The organism is Pseudomonas sp. RIT-PI-AD (assembly GCF_025642785.1).
Classification (GTDB): Bacteria; Pseudomonadota; Gammaproteobacteria; order Pseudomonadales; family Pseudomonadaceae; genus Pseudomonas_T.
Genome location: NZ_JANZKU010000002.1, coordinates 21,886 through 39,392, shown reverse-complemented (window position 1 = coordinate 39,392; position 17,507 = coordinate 21,886). Strand labels below are relative to the sequence as shown.

The following is a 17,507-nucleotide window of genomic DNA, read 5'->3' as shown; positions in this document are numbered from 1 at the left end:
TCAGCCCTGGCTGCCCGTGGCTTGGCTGGACGGCGCGGGTTCGGTGGCGGGTTGCTGTTCAGCGACCTCGACGGCCCGGACTTCCATTCCTGGCTGGATGAATTGCAAGCCGTCGACGATCAGGCGATCGCCCGCCGCCAGGCCTTCGTTGACCAGCCACTGATCGCCGACGGTGCGGTCGGTCTTGAGCTGGCGCAACTCCACCTTGTTCTGTGCGTTGACCACCAGCGCGGTGGCCTCGCCCTTGAGGTTGCGGGTGATGCCGCGCTGAGGCGCGAGGATCGCATCCTGGCGCACGCCGGCGACCAGTAGCGCGTGGACGAACATGCCGGGGAGCAATTCGTTCTCGGGGTTGGGGAACACCGCGCGCAGGGTCACCGACCCGGTTCCTTCGTCCACCGAGACCTCGGAGAAGGCCAGGGTGCCTTCGTGGCCGTAGGGCGTGCCGTCTTCCAGGGTCAGTTGCACCCGGGCGGCGTTTTCGCCGGCCTTCTGCAATTTGCCGCCGGCGAAATCCCGGCGCAGGCGCAGCAAGTCCTTGGAGGGCTGGGTGACGTCGACGTAGATGGGATCGAGTTGCTGGATGGTGGCCAGCGCCTGGCTCTGCCCGTTGCTGACCAGCGCCCCCTCGGTGACGCTGGAACGACCTATGCGCCCGGAAATCGGCGCGTTCACCTTGGTGTAACGCACGTCGATATTGGCCCGTTCCAGGGCGGCTTCCGCTTGCAGGCGGGCGGCCTGGGCCTCGTCGAACTCCTGCTTGCTCACCGCCTGGTCGACCACCAGTTGCTTGTAGCGATCGGCGAGGGACTTGGCCGAGGCCAGGGTCGCCTGGGCGCTCTTGGCAGTGGCCTGGTAACTCGACGGGTCGATCAGGTAGAGCTGGTCGCCCGCCTTGACTTGACCGCCTTCGGTGAACAGGCGCTTCTGGATGATCCCGCTCACCTGGGGACGGACTTCGGCGATGCGGTAGGCGGAGGTCCGTCCGGGAAGCTCAGTGGTGAGGTTGAAGGGCTGGGCCTTGAGGGTGACGACACTCACTTCGGGCGTTTGCTTGCTGGGGGCTTCCGCAGCAGGTTTGCTGCAACCGCCGAGCGTCAGGATCGCCACACCGACCGCGCCAAGCAGGGCGGCAAGAGCAGGTTTGAAATGCATAGGAACCTCTTTCTAGAAGCGCAGGCAGGGCTCGTCGAACTACGGGAGAACGCGCGGACGAATTATTAGCATGCGAAGCATTAAACGTACACGTATGAATGTTTGCAAGTGTTTCGTTTTGTAACGCTTCTCAACACCGGTGTATGGCCAGTTTCCGCTGCCGGTTGCAGCGGGGCCTGGGCCACCCCAAAGGGTGAAAAGCAGCGCCAGGTCCGATTCTGATCGCACCGGATGACAACATCCTCCACGGCGAGAAGAACCTTAGGCGCGGAATCCCGAATGGGGAAGCGAGTGAGCCCAGGCAGGGTAACCCCGTCCGACCGCAACCGGTGACTGCGTCGGCAATGCCGGCCCGCGACCCTTTCTCTCGACCCTTTCAGTGCGCTGTCTGCGACGAGCCCCGGACGGCCCGCCACCTCCGCAGACCTTCCGCCGGGCGGATCTTCCGAGTTGTCCGCACTGCCAGCTTTTTCCTCGCCAGCGACTACAAAAAACATAATTTCGCAAACCCCCGGCGCCGAACAGAATGCGCCAACACCCTCCACAGATACACGACGACCCTCCGAATCAGGGCGGCAGCCATGACCGCCCTAGACAAGCCAACTTTCAGAAGCGCACAAACATGACAGTTGAAAAAATACAAATAGATACGCTTGTTGTGGGTGCCGGCCAGGCCGGCGTGGCCATGAGTGAACACCTGAGCCGACTCGGCGTGCCCCATCTCGTCCTGGAGCGCAATCGGATCGCCGAAGCCTGGCGCACCGGCCGCTGGGACTCCCTGGTCGCCAACGGCCCGGCCTGGCACGATCGCTTCCCAGGCCTGGAGTTCGAGGGCCTGGACCCCGATGCCTTCGCGCCGAAGGATCGAGTGGCGGCGTACTTCGAAGCCTATGCCAGAAAATTCAACGCACCCATCCGCACCGGCGTGGAGGTGAGGCGGGTGGAACGCAACCTCGACCGTCCGGGCTTCACCGTCGAAACCTCCGAGGGCGTCATCGAGGCCAATCAGGTGGTGGTCGCGACCGGCCCCTTCCAGCAGCCGGTCATCCCGCCGATCGCCCCGGAAGATACATCCCTCACCCAGATCCACTCCGCCGAATACCGCAACCCAGGGCAACTGCCCGAAGGCGCCGTGCTGGTGGTGGGCGCCGGTTCCTCCGGGGTGCAGATCGCCGATGAACTGCAACGTGCCGGCCGGCAGGTCTACCTGTCCGTGGGTGCCCATGACCGGCCGCCGCGGGCCTATCGCAACCGCGACTTCTGCTGGTGGCTGGGGGTGCTCGGCGAATGGGACGCGGAGTCGGTCCAGCCGGGCAAGGAACACGTCACCATCGCCGTGAGCGGGGCCCGTGGCGGCCACACGGTCGATTTCCGCCGGCTCGCGCAGCAGGGAATCACCCTGGTCGGCCTGACCCAAGCGTTCGAGCATGGCGTGGCGCGCTTCCAGGCGAACCTGGCCGACAACCTCGCGCGCGGCGACGAGAACTACCTGGCGCTGCTCGACGCGGCCGATGCCTACATCGCCCGCAATGGTCTCGACCTCCCCGAGGAGCCCGAGGCCCGCGCCATGCTTCCGGACCCCGAATGCGTGACCCGGCCCATCCTCGAACTGGACCTGGCCGAGGCGGGCATTACCTCGATCATCTGGGCGACCGGTTATTCGGTGGATTACAGCTGGCTGAAGGTCGACGCCTTCAATGCCAACGGCAGGCCACGGCATCAGCGCGGCGTCTCGGCCGAGCCCGGCGTGTATTTCGTAGGGCTTCCTTGGCTGTCGCGTCGCGGCTCCGCGTTCATCTGGGGCGTCTGGCACGACGCCAAGCACATCGCCGATCACATTGCCAAGCAGCGCGCCTACCTCGCCTATCGGGACGCTTCGCAACGCCGCGCGGAGGCCGCTCCGCAGCACGACACGGCCGCCCCGAGCGCCTCGCACCTCCAACAAGCCAGCCTCACGGGAGTACGTTGATGCCCACTCATACCCGCATCCGCATGTTCAACACCAAGGACACCTACCCGAACCAGACCCTCGACAACGACCTGTGCCAGGCCGTGCGGGCGGGTAACACCGTCTATGTCCGCGGCCAGGTGGGCACCGACTTCGACGGCCAGTTGGTGGGGCTCGGCGATCCACGGGCGCAGGCCGAACAGGCGATGCGCAACGTCAAGCAGTTGCTCGAGGAAGCGGGCAGCGACCTCAGCCATATCGTCAAGACCACCACTTACCTGATCGATCCGCGCTACCGCGAGCCGGTGTATCAGGAGGTCGGCAAATGGCTCAAGGGCGTATTCCCGATTTCCACCGGACTGGTGGTAAGTGCCCTCGGCCAGCCACAGTGGCTGATGGAAATCGACGTGATCGCGGTGATCCCCGAATGAGGAAGCGGACATGACCTTTTCCATCGTCGGCCGCTGCGCCGAAACCGGTCAATTGGGTATCGCCATCAGTTCTTCGAGCATCGCCGTGGGCGCGCGCTGCCCCTGGCTGAGGGCCGGGGTCGGCGCGGTGTCGAGCCAGAACATCACCCTGCCGGCCCTCGGCCCGCAGATCCTCGACGAACTGGCGGGCGGATCGGCACCGTCGCAGGCCCTTGACCGTTGCCTGAACAGCAACGGGTACGGCCAGTACCGCCAGGTGGCGGTGCTCGACGCCCAGGGTCGTGCCGCGGCTTTCAGCGGCAGCCACACGCTCGGCACCCACAACGCGCTGGTCGGCGAGCAGTGCGTGGCGGCCGGCAATCTCCTGGCCAACCGCGCGGTGATCGAAGCCATGGTCGCGGCTTTCGAACGCAGCGAGGGCTGTCTCGCCGCGCGTTTGGTGCAGGCCTTGCAGGCCGGCCAGGACGTCGGCGGCGAAGCCGGGGCGGTGCATTCGGCGGCGCTGTCGGTGGTCGGCGAACTGACCTGGCCGATCGTCGACCTGCGGGTGGACTGGGCCGAGGAAAATCCCATCGGCGAACTGGGCAGGCTCTGGGAGGCCTACCAGCCGCAGTTGCAGGACTACCTGACCCGCGCCCTCGATCCGACCCAGGCTCCGCGTTACGGGGTGCCCGGCGATGAGTGAACCGCGCAGCCGCGCCCTGCTCGCGCAGTTGGTGGCTTTCGCGACGGTCAGTCGCGACTCGAACCTGGAACTGATCGAGTTCGTGCGCGACTACCTGCGGGGGTTGGGCGTCGACTGCGAACTGATCTACAACGCCGAACGGACCAAGGCCAATCTCCTCGCCACCCTCGGGCCCAGGGTGGCCGGCGGCATCGTGCTGTCCGGGCATACCGACGTGGTGCCGGTGGACGGTCAGGCCTGGACGGTGAACCCTTTTTGCCTGAGCGAGGAGGGCGGCAAGCTGTTCGGGCGCGGCACGGCCGATATGAAAGGCTACCTGGCCTCGGTGCTGGCGGCCGTGCCGATCTTCCTCGCGCATCCGTTGCGTCGCCCGGTGCACCTGGCGTTTTCCTACGACGAAGAGGTCGGATGCCTGGGCGTGCGCGGCCTGCTCGAAGTCCTGCCGCAACGCATCCCCCGGCCTGCGCTGTGCCTGATCGGCGAGCCGACCGGGCTGAAACCGGTGCTCGGCCACAAGGGCAAGCTGGCGATGCGTTGCCATGTGCATGGTGCCGCCTGCCATTCGGCCTATGCGCCCTATGGGGTGAATGCCATCGAGCAGGCGGCGCGGTTGATCGGCCGGCTGGGGGAGATCGGCGCGCGTCTGGCCGAGCCGCAGCGGCACGACCCACGCTTCGATCCGGCGTATTCCACCGTGCAGGTCGGTGTGATCCAGGGCGGTACGGCATTGAATATCGTCCCGGCCGACTGCCGTTTCGATTTCGAAGTACGCGCGTTGCCCGCCTTCGCGCCCCAGGAGGTGGTCGAGCAATTGCAGGATTACGCCGAACGGACGCTGCTGCCGGCGATGCGCGCGGTGAAGCCCGATACCGGGATTCGCTTCGAAACCCTGTCGGCCTATCCGGGCCTGGCGACGCCGGCGGACAGCGCCGCCGCGCGCCTGATCGCACGGCTCTGCGGCAGCGAGGCCTTCGGCACCGTGGCCTTCGGTACGGAAGGTGGCCTGTTCGACCAGGCTGGCATTCCCACGGTGGTCTGCGGACCCGGCAGCATGGACCAGGGGCATAAGCCCGACGAATACGTCAGCGTCGAGCAACTGGCGGCCTGCGACCGGCTGATGGACCGCCTGGCGGCCTATTTGAGCGAGCCAGAGGCTCCTTGAAAGCCTGCGAGCAGCCGCTCGACGGGCAAAAATCGAGCGGCGGGGCATGGGGCGATTCCGCGGAGCCCGGTTGTTTCGAAAGCTGCTGCCCGGCACCCGCTGGGGAACCGTTCCCGGTACGACAGGTTCGGGGGGCGGTGTCCCCGGGATGTGCTCAAGGCTGCTGCGCGTGGCGGAACAATCCGTCTCGCCGGTGTGGCCCGTCTTGGACGAGATCCCTGCGTCATCGGTCGACGGGGTGAGTTCGAGTCCTCCGCCCGCGGCACCCTTGCCAGGGCGCCCGGCGGCCGGCGCCGATGACTCCGATCACGCCTCGGCCACTGCGCGCTCGTGCCGGCAGCGACGAGGCGGGGACCGCCGGACACTCCATCGAACCCCGTCGCCGCTCAAGCCAGAAAGGCCGGCCTGAGGATGCTCTCGCACCACTGACGGAAGTGGGTGGGCGTGGTGCTCTCGGGACTCCTGGTGACGCCCAGATCGAGCCCCTCGCTCTTCGCGCGGGCCATGGCGGTCATGCCCTCGGCCATGGCATCGGAAAAACCGAAGCCCAGGAACTGGGCCTTGTAGGCGTCGAGGGAAATCTGCTGGTAGGCGATATCGCGGCCCAGGACTTCGCTCATGATCCTCGCCATCTGGTTGAAGGAAATGTTCTCCGGGCCGAGCACCGGCACGTCCTGCTGCCCCACCCAATCGCCATCCAGCAACCAGCGCGCGGCCACGGCGGCGATGTCGCCCGTCGAGCAGGAAGGCAGCTGCAGATCGCCGGGTATCGGCAGGAAGAACGCCCCTGTCTCACGCAACACCCGCAATTGCATCAGGATGTTGTCCATGAACGAAGGCATGGCGAGCGCACGCTGGTGCACGCCGGTGGCGGCGATGAGATCGTCCATGGCCAGTGAGCCGGTCACGTAACCCGCGTCCAGAGCCTGGACGGTGCCGCGGCCCAGGGCCGTGATCTCCACCACCCGGGTGATGCTGCCGGTGGCGAGCGCCGCGGCGGCAGGGCGGCTGAAGTCCACGTAGGCCTGGGCGACACTGGCGGCCTTCGGGTTGGCGGGAACGAGCCAGAACAGGCCATGCGCGCCGTCGAAGGCGCGCTCGACCGTTGCCGCATCCGCATGGCTTCCCTCCACGACCTCGACGCGGTCGCGTACCGCGGGCGGAAGCTTCGAGGCGTCGCGCACGATGACCCGGAGCGGTGTCTCCGTCGCGAGCAAGTGGGGAAGCAGCTGGCTGCCAATCTGGCTGGTCGGGGCGGTCACGACGAGCATCGAGGCTCTCCTGATGAAAGTGCGCGTCAAGGGATTCAGCGCGTTGGTCGCGGTTCAGTGGTTACCTTAGCGCTTGCGACGAGAACGCTGCATTCTTTATGGTGCGCATAATTTTATCGAGCGTTCGTTTCCCATGGACCCGCTCTCCGACCTGCTCTCCCTCTTGCGTCCCGCGGCGACCCTCTCGTCGGGCTTCAGGGCGGGTGGCGACTGGTCGATCGACTTCGCCGGCCAGCACGGGCAGATCAAGTGCTACTCCATTCTTTCCGGAGGCTGCTGGATGGCGGTCGACGGGGTGGAGCGGCCGATACGCCTCGAACGGGACAATGCTTTCGTGCTCCCGCGCGGCCGGTCGTTTCGACTGGCCAGCGACCTGTCGTTGCCCGCGCAGGATGCCGCCAGGCTGTTTCCGCCGGCCAGCCAGGGCGGTACGGTCGTGCTGGGAACGGGAGCGACGTTTTCCCTGGCGGGCGCCCGCTTCGCCGTCACGGGCAGTCATGCGGACATGCTCCTTGGCCTTTTGCCGCCCGTGGTGCACCTGAGCGGGCAGGGGGAGCAGGCCGCGCTGCGCTGGGCCGTCGAACGGATGATGCAGGAGATGCGCGACGCGATGCCTGGCGCACGCCTGCTGGCGCAGGATCTGGCCCACATGATGCTGGTGCAGGCGTTGCGCGCCCACCTGGCCGACGCGTCCCACGCGGAAACGGGCTGGCTCGCTGCGCTCGCGGATCGACGTCTGCGGCGTGCGCTGCAGAGCCTCCACGCCGAACCGGCACGGCGGTGGACCGTGCAGGCGCTGGGCGTGCAAGCGGGCATGTCGAGAACGGTTTTCGCCACCCGGTTCCGCGCAGTCATGGGCGAGACGCCAATGCAGTACCTGACGCGCTGGCGCATGGTGCTGGCCTGCGACCGGCTCGAGCATTCGGCGGAATCCATCACCCGGCTGGCGTCGTCCCTGGGTTACGAATCGATCAGCGCGTTTTCCACCGCGTTCAAGCGTGTCCTGGGCCAGTCTCCGCAGCAATACAAGGCGGCCTTGGCGGCCCCTGCAAGCTGGAGCGCCCTCGACACCGCGCGGCACGAAGGGCTGTGAATGGGAAGCGGGCCGGAGTCATCGCGTTGACCGGCGCTAGGCCAGCCATTCCCCGAAGCGTTCCTTGCAATAGCCCATGAACGCCTGGGCGGGCTTGGTCAGTTGCGTGCGCTTGAGCCAGCCGGCGACCAGCGCCGAGCCGGACACCTCCTCGGCGATCTCCACGCACACCAGGCGTTGGCCATCGTAGGTGATGCTGGAGTGGGGCCGCGTCACCAGCACCGCGAAGCCGAACCCCTGGCCCACCATGCCGCGCACCATTTCGATCGACGGCGAGCTGAAGGCGATGTTCGGGCTCAACCCCAGCTCCTCGAAGATGCTCACGAAGTAGGTCCGGCTCGGCTGCACGTCCAGCAGGATCATGGGTTCCAGCGCCAGGTCGCGCAGCGACACCTGGGCCTGGTCGGCGAACCGATGTCCCGCCGGCAGCAAGACATAAGGCCGCCGCGGCGCCATCAACGCTTCCGTCTCGATGGTGCTGTCCAGGTCGTGCTCATAGAAGATCGCCAGGTCGAAACGTCCGCTGGTCAGGCCTTGCACCAACTCCTGTTGCTCGCCGTCCTGCAGGCGGATCTCCACGCCTGGAAAGCGCTGGCGGAAACCGGCGATCAGGCGTGGCAGGTAGAGCGGGGCGACGGTTTCGAAGCAGCCGATGTCGACCTGTCCGCTGACCATGTCGTTGTCGGCCAGCGCGTTCTGCTCGAACTCCCATGCCATCCGCAGCAGTTTCTGGGCCTTGCGGTAGAAGCGCGCGCCGGACGGCGTCAACGACACGCCCTGGGCGTGATGGCGAATGAGCAGTTGCACGCCGAAGCTGTCCTCCAGGCCCTTGACCGCCGTCGAGATCGAGGGTTGGGCGATGTACAGCTTGCGCGAGGCCTCGGCCACGCTGCCGCATTCGACGGTGGTGACGAAGTACTTCAACTGACGCAGGGTATAGGAGGCCACGGCGGCACCTCGGGCGAAGGTTTCGCCTACCTTACCCCGCCCGACGCATGCCATGGCCGGGCACTGCAACGGATTTTGCTGGGCATTGGGAACATTTTGCCTGGCTCGTCGCAGCCATTGCGGCGGGGCAGACCTTTCCGGCCCGCCGTACCGCGGCGCCGCGCGCCCTCTCGACGTTCGCTGTCCTGGCGCCGCCCGGGGAGAGGTCGAACCCTCGCGCAACGGCGGGTGCCCGCGTGCGACGCTGTAAAGGCGCAGGAACATTTTTTAAGGTTTGAAGAAACATTTTTAGTAATTTGCCTGCTTCGGCTCTTTGCCCATGATCGCTCCCAACAAGAAATGCGCCGGCTCGTCGGCGCGTACCGAAGTACGTCCACGTACTCACCCTTGCCTTGGAGTCCGTCATGTCCACCACCGCAACAACGACGCCCCTCATCGAGAAACACACCATCGGATATGTCCCTCCCGAGGACCGCCACGGAAAGGTCAAGGATCTGTTCACCCTGTGGTTCGGCGGCAACATCGCCCCCTTGCCGATCGTCACGGGCGCCCTGGGCGTGCAGCTGTTCCACCTGAACCTGCTCTGGGGCATCGTCGCCATCGTCGTCGGCCACCTAGTGGGCGGGGTGCTGATGGCCCTGCATTCGGCCCAGGGCCCGCAGATGGGCATCCCGCAGATGATCCAGAGCCGCGCCCAGTTCGGCTCCCTGGGCGCGCTGCTGGTCGTGGTGATCGCCGGGGTGATGTACGTCGGCTTCTTCGCATCCAACATCGTCCTGGCGGGCAAGTCCCTGCATGGCGTGGTGGAAAGCGTGCCGGTGCCGGTGGGCATCGTCGTCGGGGCGCTGGGCTCGGGGATCATCGGCATCATCGGCTATCGCTTCATCCATGTGCTCAATCGCATCGGCACCTGGGTGCTGGGCATCGGTATCGTCCTGGGCTTCGGCTACATCCTCACCCACGTGCAGACCGACGACTTCCTCACCCGCGGTGGCTTCAACGTCTCCGGCTGGCTGGCCACGGTTTCCCTGGCCGCGCTCTGGCAAATCGCCTTCGCGCCCTACGTATCCGACTATTCGCGCTACCTGCCCAAGGATGTCGCGGTCGGCTCGACTTTCTGGGCGACGTACCTGGGTTCTACCCTGGGCTCCATCCTTTCGTTCGTGTTCGGCGCCGTGGCGGTGCTGGCCACCCCGGCGGGTATGGACACCATGGATGCGGTGAAACTGGCGACCGGCGCCATCGGCCCCCTGATGTTGGTGCTGTTCCTGTTGAGCGTGATCAGCCACAACGCGCTGAACCTGTATGGCGCGGTGCTCTCGGTGATCACCTTGCTTCAGACCTTCGCCTACCGTTGGATTCCGACCGCGCGGAGCAGGGCGGTCCTGTCGCTGATCATCCTGGTCGGTTGCTGCGTGGCAGCCATCGGTGCCTCGGCGGACTTCATCGGTCATTTCGTCGACCTGGTACTGGCCCTGCTGGTGGTGCTGGTGCCGTGGACGGCGATCAACCTCATCGACTTCTACGCGATCCACAAGGGCGAATACGACATCGCTTCGATCTTCCGCGTCGACGGCGGAGTCTACGGCCGCTTCAACCCGCAGGCCCTGCTGGCCTACGTGATCGGCATCCTGGTGCAGATCCCGTTCATGAACACCCCGATCTACACGGGCCCGGTGGCGGCGCATATCGACGGTGCGGACCTGTCGTGGCTGGTCGGGTTGATCGTCACCGCGCCGCTGTACTACTGGCTGGCCAGCCGCGACACCGCCTACCGTCGACGCCAGGTGGCCACCCCCCTGGCCTCCAGCCACGGCTGACGCGAGGCTAGCGACTCTTGCCCGGCGTGTCCGTCAGCGATGCGCCGGGCTTTGCGTTTTGGCGGGGCGCCTCATGTGCCGGATCGCGAGGTGCTGGCAGCGCGTTTTCCTGGCACTACTGTCCGTGGTTCCGGGCGTGGGCCCAGGCGTCCGGCAGCCGTCGCGCGCTACGAACAGGATCGTGACGCCACGCGGCGTTTCGGGGAATAGGGTTGCCGGAGCCGATCGGCTCGCTGTCCAGCGTGCCCACCGTGTCCGCAAGGGATCACCCGCGGATCGTTCGAATGGTCCGCGTCATGGGGGCGGTGGGTTTCCCAAGTGAATGCGGGCGCGCCCGCTTGCGCATCGCCCCGACGGCCGAGCGCGACGAGCGACGTCCACCGAGGGGGACAGTGGAGCGAGGAGGGCGGAGTGACCCCATCCAAGGGGCTCCGCCCACCCACAGGCCGGCGTTCGCCTACAAGACCTCCTGGAAGCGAACGCTTGCATGGCGGTGAAGCACATCCTGCGGCATCGAGCGATCAGGACGGGTGTCCTGGGCGCCCGCTCATTGCAAGGAGGCGTTGTCGATCACGAACCGGTACTTCACATCGCCCTTGAGCATGCGCTCGTAGGCGTCGTTGATTTCGTTGGCGCGGATCAGCTCGATATCCGCCACGATTCCGTGCTCGGCGCAGAAGTCGAGCATTTCCTGGGTCTCGGGAATCCCGCCGATCATCGAGCCGGCGAGCGAGCGGCGTTTCATGATGAAGTTGAAGACATTCGGCGAAGGGTGCGGCGACGCGGGCGCCCCGACCAGTGCCATCGTGCCGTCCCGCTTCAGCAACAGGAGCAAGGCGTCCAGGTCATGGGGCGCCGCCACTGTATTGAGGATGAAGTCGAAGCTCTTCCCGTGCTGGGCCAGTTCCTGTTCATTGCGGGACACCACGACTTCGTCGGCTCCGAGCTGCCGGGCGGCCTCGCGCTTGGACTCCGAGGTGGTGAACGCCACCACGTGCGCGCCCATCGCGTGGGCCAGCTTGATCCCCATATGGCCGAGACCGCCGATGCCGACGACGCCAACCTTCTTGCCGGGGCCGACATTCCAATGGCGCAGCGGAGAGTAGGTGGTGATGCCCGCGCAGAGGAGCGGCGCCACGGCGGCGAGCTGATCTTCAGGGTGCTTGATCCGCAGCACGTAGCGTTCGTGGACCACGATCTTCTGGGAATAGCCGCCGAGTGTCCAACCGGGCTCGTCCGCTGTCGGGAAGTTGTAGGTGCCGACCATGCCATCGCAGTAGTTCTCCAGCCCCTCCTGGCAGTCCTCACAATGCTTGCAGCTGTCCACGATACAGCCCACGCCGACCAGGTCGCCCAGGGCGAAGCCGGTTACATGGGCACCTACGGACGTCACCCGACCGACGATCTCGTGCCCGGGCACGCAGGGGAATTGGGTGCCGGCCCATTCCGAACGGACTTGGTGCAGGTCGGAATGGCAGACCCCGCAGAAGGCGATGTCGATCTGGACATCGTGAGCACCGGTTTCGCGCCTCTGGATTTGCAGAGACTCAAGAGGCTTGTCGCTGGCAAGTGCACCATAGGCTCTTACGAACATGGGGTCGTCTCCTCTAGTCATGGACGGACGACATTCTCGCCCCTTGCGCGATGGGCCGGTTAGACCATTTCGCTGGATTTCTTGCATGATCCTGCGAGGAAAGGCGCCGAAGTCGCTCGATCGAGCCTGAACTCGGGAATAACCCCAGCCAGGCATGGTGATCGAGCCCCGGCCTCGAACGAGCGAGGATGCAGCCCATCAGGCCAACCGCTGAGCAGGTCGCCGGCACCGGGCGATGGCCCCGTGACGGCGGCGTTCGATGGATTCGGCTCGAAGGCTCTAGGACCGGCATCCGGAAGCAACTCATCCGACCTTCTCGCGGCATCCCTGCCGTCATCGCCCTCATTCGTCGGGCTTGTTCACGATGTTTTTCTCCTCGTCGACCTGGTAGGGGGTATCGGCCTCTATGCCGCCCTTGCCGGTTTTGGCCACCACATTGACGTAGCGCTTGCCGTCCCAACTTCTGAAAATCAGGGTCGAGTTTTCTCCACCCGTCAGGGTGGAACCGAGGCTTCCTATGAGGCGACTGTTGGCGCCGGCGATGAGCACGCAGTTCTTCCCCGCGGTCAGTCTGCTTCGGTCTCCCGCCATGAGGACACAGTCGTTTCCAGCGTTGAGTTTGCTGCGATCGCCCGCGGTGAGGTAGCTGTTGCTGCCCGCCAGTAACTTGCTACGGTCGCCCGCCGTTTGGGTGCTGTCGGCCCCGGCGATCAGCTTGCTGCGATCGCCCGCCATCTGGATGCTGCTGGCTCCGGATATCAACGTGCTACGGTAACCGGCGGTTTGCGAACTGCCTTTGCCGGCGATCAACATGCTTTTATTGCCGGCTATTTGAGTGCTGTCGTGGCCCGCGATCAACGAACTCCGGTGACTCGCGATCTGGTTGCTGCCATAACCGGCGGTCAGGCTGCTGCGCATGCCCGATGTCAGGTTACTGCCGTACCCCGCGGTCAGCACACTGCGAAGGCCGCTGATCAACGTGCTGCCATACCCTGCGGTCAAGAAACTGCGGATGCCGCTGGTCAAGGTGCTGCCGTATCCCGCGATCAGCGAGCTGTCCTGCCCCGCAGTCCCGGTACTTCCATAACCAGCGGTTAGCGTGCTGTCGCGCTCCGCCGTCTGTGTGCTGCCATAGCCGGCGGTCAACGTACTCTCATAGCCGGCGGTCTGGGTGCTGCCGTAGCCCGCGATCAACGAGCTTTCTTCCCGGGCCGTTTGCGTACTGCCATAGCCCGCCGTCAAGGTGCTTTCATAGCCCGCCGTCTGGGTGCTGCCGTATCCGGCGATCAGCGAACTTTGATAGCCCGCGGTGGACGTACTGCCATATCCAGCGGTCAGGCTGCTGTTGTCCTGCGCGGTTTGCGTACTGCCATACCCGGCGGTAAGGGTACTTTCATAACCCGTCGTCTGGGTGCTGCCATAACCGGCAATCAACGAGCTTTGGTAGCCCGCTGTAGACGTGCTGCCGTAACCCGCGGTGAGCGAGCTGTTGTCCTGAGCGGTTTGCGTACTGCCATACCCAGCAGTGAGGACACTTCTATAACCGGCGGTCTGGGTACTGCCATAGCCGGCAATCAGCGAACTGTCATAGCCGGCTGTGGAGGTACTGCCGTAGCCGGCTGTAAGCGAACTGCTGTCCTGAGCGGTTTGTGTGCTGCCGTATCCTGCGGCGAGGACACTTCTATAACCGGCGGTCTGTGTACTGCCGTAGCCGGCAATCAGCGAACTGTCATAGCCCGCTGTGGACGTGCTGCCATAGCCGGCGGTGAGCGAGCTGTTTTCCCGAGCCGTTTGCGTGCTGCCATAGCCCGCGGTGAGCACACTCCCGTAACTGGCAGTCTGGGTGCTGCCATACCCTGCGATCAACGAACTGTCGTATCCACTCGTTCCGGTGCTGCCGTAGCCGGCAATGAGGTTGCTGCTTTCCTGGGTGGTCTGAGTGCTGCCATAGCCCGCGGTCAGATCACTTTCATACCCTGCGGTTTGAGTGCTGCCATAACCTGCGATCAACCTGCTTCCATGTCCGGCCGTTTGCGTGCTGCCATAGCCCGCGATCAGCGAGCTATCGGGCCCGGCGGTGCCGGTACTTCCATAGCCAGCGGTGAGATCGCTGTTCTCCTGGGTCGTTTGCGTGCTGCCATAACCCGCCGTCAGGGAGCTTTTCTCCCCAGCGGTTTGGGTGCTGCCGTAGCCGGCGATCAACGAGCTGTCGGATCCCGCAGTGCCTGTGCTGCCATAGCCGGCGGTGAGGTCACTGTTCTCTTGAGCCGTTTGCGTGCTGCCATAACCCGCCGTCAGGGTGCTTTCCTCCCCGGCGGTTTGGGTACTGCCATAGCCAGCGACAAGCGAACTGTCCGAACCCGAGGTCCCTGTACTGCCGTATCCGGCAATCAGAGTGCTGCGGTCACCGGCGGTTTCGGTGCTGCCATAACCCGCGATGAGCTGACTTTGATCGTTCCCCGTAAGCGTGCTGCCGTAATCGGCCGTCTCGAGGTTTTGTGGGCCTTGAGTCGTGGCGCGTCGGCTGATAACGCTGCCAGGCGTGGGCGAATTGGCCAGATGTCCGTTCGTATCCGCTGGCCCCTCGGGGAAGGTAAAGGACTCGATCAAATCCTTTGCTGAAGACGAATAGTTGGAACTATTCGACTGAATATATTCCATCGCGCTATTGCGCGTTCCAACATGAACGACCTTGGCACGGGGAAACTTGACTACACCTTCGGCATCGAGATATATGATGTCATCAACCGCCACCTCGCAAACGACCCATCTGGCATCCGCCTGCATATTCAAATGCGCAGTTCCACCTTTTCCCCATAATAGACCGACAAGACCATTTTCGAGCTTCCTCGTTGGAGCCCAGTACTTGCATTCCACGATTCCAGAAGTAGGCCAGATGAGGCCACAGTGATCGGACATGTTATTGGCGCAAGTCCGTAGAACTAAAGCGTTAACGTCATCCATCTCGACATCCTCACAACGACAAGCCGCTGAGAACCTGCATTGTGCGTCTGGAGAAGCGCCTGGTTTACTGAGTCCTTATTCTTGAATGTTCGATCGGCACTACCACCTGCGCACGACACTGCCTGCATCTATATGCATTCTTCAATATAGAGCAACCAAGAATTACTGCCGTAAATAAAAAAATATGTCCGAAGGGCCGTCAAATAGGAGAGGAGGGCAGCCATGATTTTTCTGGAATTTCGGTTCCTGGCTGTCCGATTGCGGGTCACCGCCGAGCACATCATGGCTCAGCAAGGAGTACCGCTTGAGGCCCTCAACACCGCCATCATTAGGTCAATCTGACCACCACCAAAGGAAAACTTAAACACACCTGCAGTCTCGACCTGAAGATGCACGGGAGTCCGTCGGATGGGCCGGGAATAATATTCACTCACGTAGTTAATCTCCGTGAAGATTTTCGTGGCGTCTGTCTCGGCCTTAACTCTCTGGGCATCATACCGTTGAGCCTGCTGTTGCTTTGTCCTGGCAGTCGACGCAAACTGGATCCAGTTTACTTCCGCTGCGACCTTACGAGCAGCTCCACCATAATTTGCCGCTGATTCATCCCTCGGTTCCATGGCGTTATGGATGGAAGCTTGTCTTATGGATACTTACTTGACCACTAGTTTTCAGACACGCCGGCCTTCAAAGCAAGGCCGGACAGAGGGATATCTTATGGACGAAACCCTAGCCTACCTGAAAGATCGCTATAAGGACGAGCAAGCGCGATATGATCACTTCGAGAATAAATGTGCCAGGTTTTTAACCGCTGTCTCGATCGTGATCGCCGCTTTGACAACGCTCGTCAGCGCCAAGGGAAGGGCGCTCTTTAACCTCAACAACCCTTCGGGCGTTATCGCATTGGGCTGTTTTCTCGCTGCAGCTATCTGCGTTGTCTGCTCCTGGGGACACGCCCTGAGCGCTCTGAGGATAAGGGATTGTCCAACGTTGCCATCCAGTCGACAGACAATGGAATGGCTGAAGCAGGTTGACGCCTCAGCTTATCAGCAGCATATATACAACTGTTACATAGATACGTTGGAAAAATTGAAGTCAGCCACCGACGCAAAATCAAAGTCTCTCGACTTTGCCTACAGTGAGATGGTCTACGCCGCATGGGCGTTGTCGCTGCTGGCAGTCATGAGTATCGGCGAGGAGCTACTTGCATGAGCAACGACCAAAAACCCAAGAGCCAGGAAAATAAGACGCCGCCACCACCGACCACTGAGTATCAAAGACGCTCCGAGGAACGACCGCTCAACAACCACAAGGATCAGCCAAACCGGCGTTAATTCCGGCTTCTTGGTGTAAATGGGACTATGGGGCAAGGGCTGAGCTCATGTAAGTGCTCATGCCCTCGGCTTCATGTTATTCCCCTCAACGCCCATGGGTCCCGTAGCGAGTACCATGAGCTTGACCCGAGTATCTGATGCAACACGTAGCCTTCATTCAGGAAAGTGGAGACTTGGATGTTTCCTGCGAGCTTGGTTCGCATTAGGCCGCTAGTGACTGTGTAAGGGGGGCGTTAAGCTTCTGTTTTGGGGTGCAAAGCGACTGAAGGTTAGTGAAATGGATAGGCAGCGACATACGCAGACAGATAATACGTTTAATACGTTATTTAACATAATATACATTATGCGAAGTTAAGTCTGGACCAGCAAAGGCCAGGGCCATAGCGTTAGCTGTGATAGAGCCCTAGCAACAGAATCTCAGCAACTGTCTCGATGCTTTTTCTCTATGCTCAAATTCTCTACGCTCAAACAATCCTGCCGCAGTTGCTCACGGGGTCGTAAGCAACTGAGCCGGAACGTTCCGCTTCCGTTACGCTGCCACTGGTGCGTTAAGAGCCTATGGCCGAAGATATCTACGTCCTGGACAGAAAAGCGAAGGTATCTTCGGTTTGACGCACTGTCCGAAGGAGTCTTCAGTAAAATGGGGGTAACAACACCCCGCTCCGCCAAACCAGTCAGCAAGGAGTTGCACAATGAAAATTGCACTCAGAAAAGTGGAGCTAATCGCAATCGCCAATCAGGAGCTGAAAGCTAGAGCTGGCTACAAAGAAGGTATGCGCATAACCAATGCGGAAATGAAAGACCACGTGCTAGTGCTGTACGGCGACGGAATAATCTCAAAAGAAGGTGGATTTCACGCTGACACAGCCGAAGTCTTCAATTCCTTTGTCGACTGGTTCAGCAAGCGTTACACCCTGATCGAGTAGTACCAACCTCGCCGAGCGATTTTCGCGCCCGCGAAAACAGCCGAACAGCCGACAAAGCAGGAAGAACGAGAAAAGCCCCTCCGGGGGCTCCGGCGAGAATACTTGGTTGCGGCACGGGTGAAACTGCGCTCTTGGTCAATCCCGGCATGAGTCAGATTCAATTAATTCGTCCGCACTCT

At 63.0% G+C, this 17,507-nt stretch carries 13 protein-coding genes; 8 read left to right on the top strand and 5 right to left on the bottom strand.

Going from position 1 to position 17,507, the window contains the following annotated elements; translation table 11 throughout:
• Entirely contained in the window at positions 1-1,155 is a 1,155-nt protein-coding gene (locus OGL92_RS02030; protein WP_263139680.1) for an efflux RND transporter periplasmic adaptor subunit, read from the bottom strand.
• A 622-nt stretch (positions 1,156-1,777) separates the two neighbouring features.
• Between OGL92_RS02030 and OGL92_RS02025 the strand changes: the two genes are divergently transcribed.
• From OGL92_RS02025 to argE, 4 genes are read left to right on the top strand one after another with little or no spacing between them, the layout of a single operon-like run.
• Complete coding sequence (locus OGL92_RS02025; protein WP_263139678.1) at positions 1,778-3,124, top strand: NAD(P)/FAD-dependent oxidoreductase; 1,347 nt, start codon at positions 1,778-1,780, stop codon at positions 3,122-3,124.
• Positions 3,124-3,534, top strand: coding sequence for a RidA family protein (locus OGL92_RS02020; protein WP_003182257.1), 411 nt, complete (start codon positions 3,124-3,126; stop codon positions 3,532-3,534). The genes OGL92_RS02025 and OGL92_RS02020 overlap by 1 nt, the downstream gene beginning before the upstream one ends.
• A 10-nt stretch (positions 3,535-3,544) precedes the next feature.
• Positions 3,545-4,219, top strand: a complete 675-nt coding sequence (locus OGL92_RS02015) for a DUF1028 domain-containing protein (protein ID WP_263139665.1) — start codon at positions 3,545-3,547, stop codon at positions 4,217-4,219.
• On the top strand, positions 4,212-5,381 hold the full coding sequence (gene argE / locus OGL92_RS02010; protein ID WP_263139659.1) for an acetylornithine deacetylase: 1,170 nt from the start codon (positions 4,212-4,214) through the stop codon (positions 5,379-5,381). The genes OGL92_RS02015 and argE overlap by 8 nt, the downstream gene beginning before the upstream one ends.
• A 386-nt stretch (positions 5,382-5,767) precedes the next feature.
• Here argE and OGL92_RS02005 read toward each other — a convergent pair whose 3' ends face one another.
• The gene (locus OGL92_RS02005) at positions 5,768-6,652 is read right to left on the bottom strand and encodes an NAD(P)H-binding protein (RefSeq protein WP_263139650.1); all 885 of its coding nucleotides are present in this window, start codon (positions 6,650-6,652) and stop codon (positions 5,768-5,770) included.
• Positions 6,653-6,785: 133 nt separating this feature from the next.
• On the opposite strand from OGL92_RS02005, the gene OGL92_RS02000 reads away from it, so the two are divergent.
• On the top strand, positions 6,786-7,745 hold the full coding sequence (locus OGL92_RS02000; protein ID WP_263139647.1) for an AraC family transcriptional regulator: 960 nt from the start codon (positions 6,786-6,788) through the stop codon (positions 7,743-7,745).
• 36 nt (positions 7,746-7,781) lie between these two features.
• Here the strand turns inward: OGL92_RS02000 and OGL92_RS01995 are convergent, their stop codons facing one another.
• A complete protein-coding gene (locus tag OGL92_RS01995; RefSeq protein WP_263139645.1) occupies positions 7,782-8,693 on the bottom strand; it encodes a LysR family transcriptional regulator in 912 nt (303 codons plus the stop codon).
• A 404-nt stretch (positions 8,694-9,097) separates the two neighbouring features.
• Between OGL92_RS01995 and OGL92_RS01990 the strand changes: the two genes are divergently transcribed.
• Positions 9,098-10,513, top strand: coding sequence for a cytosine permease (locus tag OGL92_RS01990; RefSeq protein WP_263139643.1), 1,416 nt, complete (start codon positions 9,098-9,100; stop codon positions 10,511-10,513).
• Between the two features lie 547 nt (positions 10,514-11,060).
• On the opposite strand, the gene OGL92_RS01985 is transcribed toward OGL92_RS01990, so the two are convergent.
• Positions 11,061-12,107: an NAD(P)-dependent alcohol dehydrogenase gene (locus tag OGL92_RS01985; RefSeq protein WP_263139640.1), complete on the bottom strand. Its 1,047-nt coding sequence runs from the start codon at positions 12,105-12,107 to the stop codon at positions 11,061-11,063.
• A 342-nt stretch (positions 12,108-12,449) separates the two neighbouring features.
• A complete protein-coding gene (locus OGL92_RS01980) occupies positions 12,450-15,071 on the bottom strand; it encodes an Ice nucleation protein (protein ID WP_263139638.1) in 2,622 nt (873 codons plus the stop codon).
• Positions 15,072-15,785: 714 nt separating this feature from the next.
• Between OGL92_RS01980 and OGL92_RS01975 the strand changes: the two genes are divergently transcribed.
• Entirely contained in the window at positions 15,786-16,280 is a 495-nt protein-coding gene (locus OGL92_RS01975; RefSeq protein ID WP_263139636.1) for a hypothetical protein, read from the top strand.
• 814 nt (positions 16,281-17,094) lie between these two features.
• Positions 17,095-17,328, top strand: a complete 234-nt coding sequence (locus OGL92_RS01970) for a DUF2498 family protein (protein ID WP_263139634.1) — start codon at positions 17,095-17,097, stop codon at positions 17,326-17,328.
• Positions 17,329-17,507: the final 179 nt, after the last annotated feature.

Coding starts and splice junctions, on each gene's coding strand:
- OGL92_RS02020 (WP_003182257.1), top strand. CDS start 3,124: ATGCCCACTCATACCCGCATCCGCATGTTCAACACCAAGGACACCTAC.
- OGL92_RS02000 (WP_263139647.1), top strand. CDS start 6,786: ATGGACCCGCTCTCCGACCTGCTCTCCCTCTTGCGTCCCGCGGCGACC.
- OGL92_RS01975 (WP_263139636.1), top strand. CDS start 15,786: ATGGACGAAACCCTAGCCTACCTGAAAGATCGCTATAAGGACGAGCAA.
- OGL92_RS02030 (WP_263139680.1), bottom strand. CDS start 1,155: ATGCATTTCAAACCTGCTCTTGCCGCCCTGCTTGGCGCGGTCGGTGTG.
- argE (WP_263139659.1), top strand. CDS start 4,212: ATGAGTGAACCGCGCAGCCGCGCCCTGCTCGCGCAGTTGGTGGCTTTC.
- OGL92_RS01980 (WP_263139638.1), bottom strand. CDS start 15,071: ATGGATGACGTTAACGCTTTAGTTCTACGGACTTGCGCCAATAACATG.
- OGL92_RS02005 (WP_263139650.1), bottom strand. CDS start 6,652: ATGCTCGTCGTGACCGCCCCGACCAGCCAGATTGGCAGCCAGCTGCTT.
- OGL92_RS01970 (WP_263139634.1), top strand. CDS start 17,095: ATGAAAATTGCACTCAGAAAAGTGGAGCTAATCGCAATCGCCAATCAG.
- OGL92_RS02015 (WP_263139665.1), top strand. CDS start 3,545: ATGACCTTTTCCATCGTCGGCCGCTGCGCCGAAACCGGTCAATTGGGT.
- OGL92_RS01985 (WP_263139640.1), bottom strand. CDS start 12,107: ATGTTCGTAAGAGCCTATGGTGCACTTGCCAGCGACAAGCCTCTTGAG.
- OGL92_RS01990 (WP_263139643.1), top strand. CDS start 9,098: ATGTCCACCACCGCAACAACGACGCCCCTCATCGAGAAACACACCATC.
- OGL92_RS02025 (WP_263139678.1), top strand. CDS start 1,778: ATGACAGTTGAAAAAATACAAATAGATACGCTTGTTGTGGGTGCCGGC.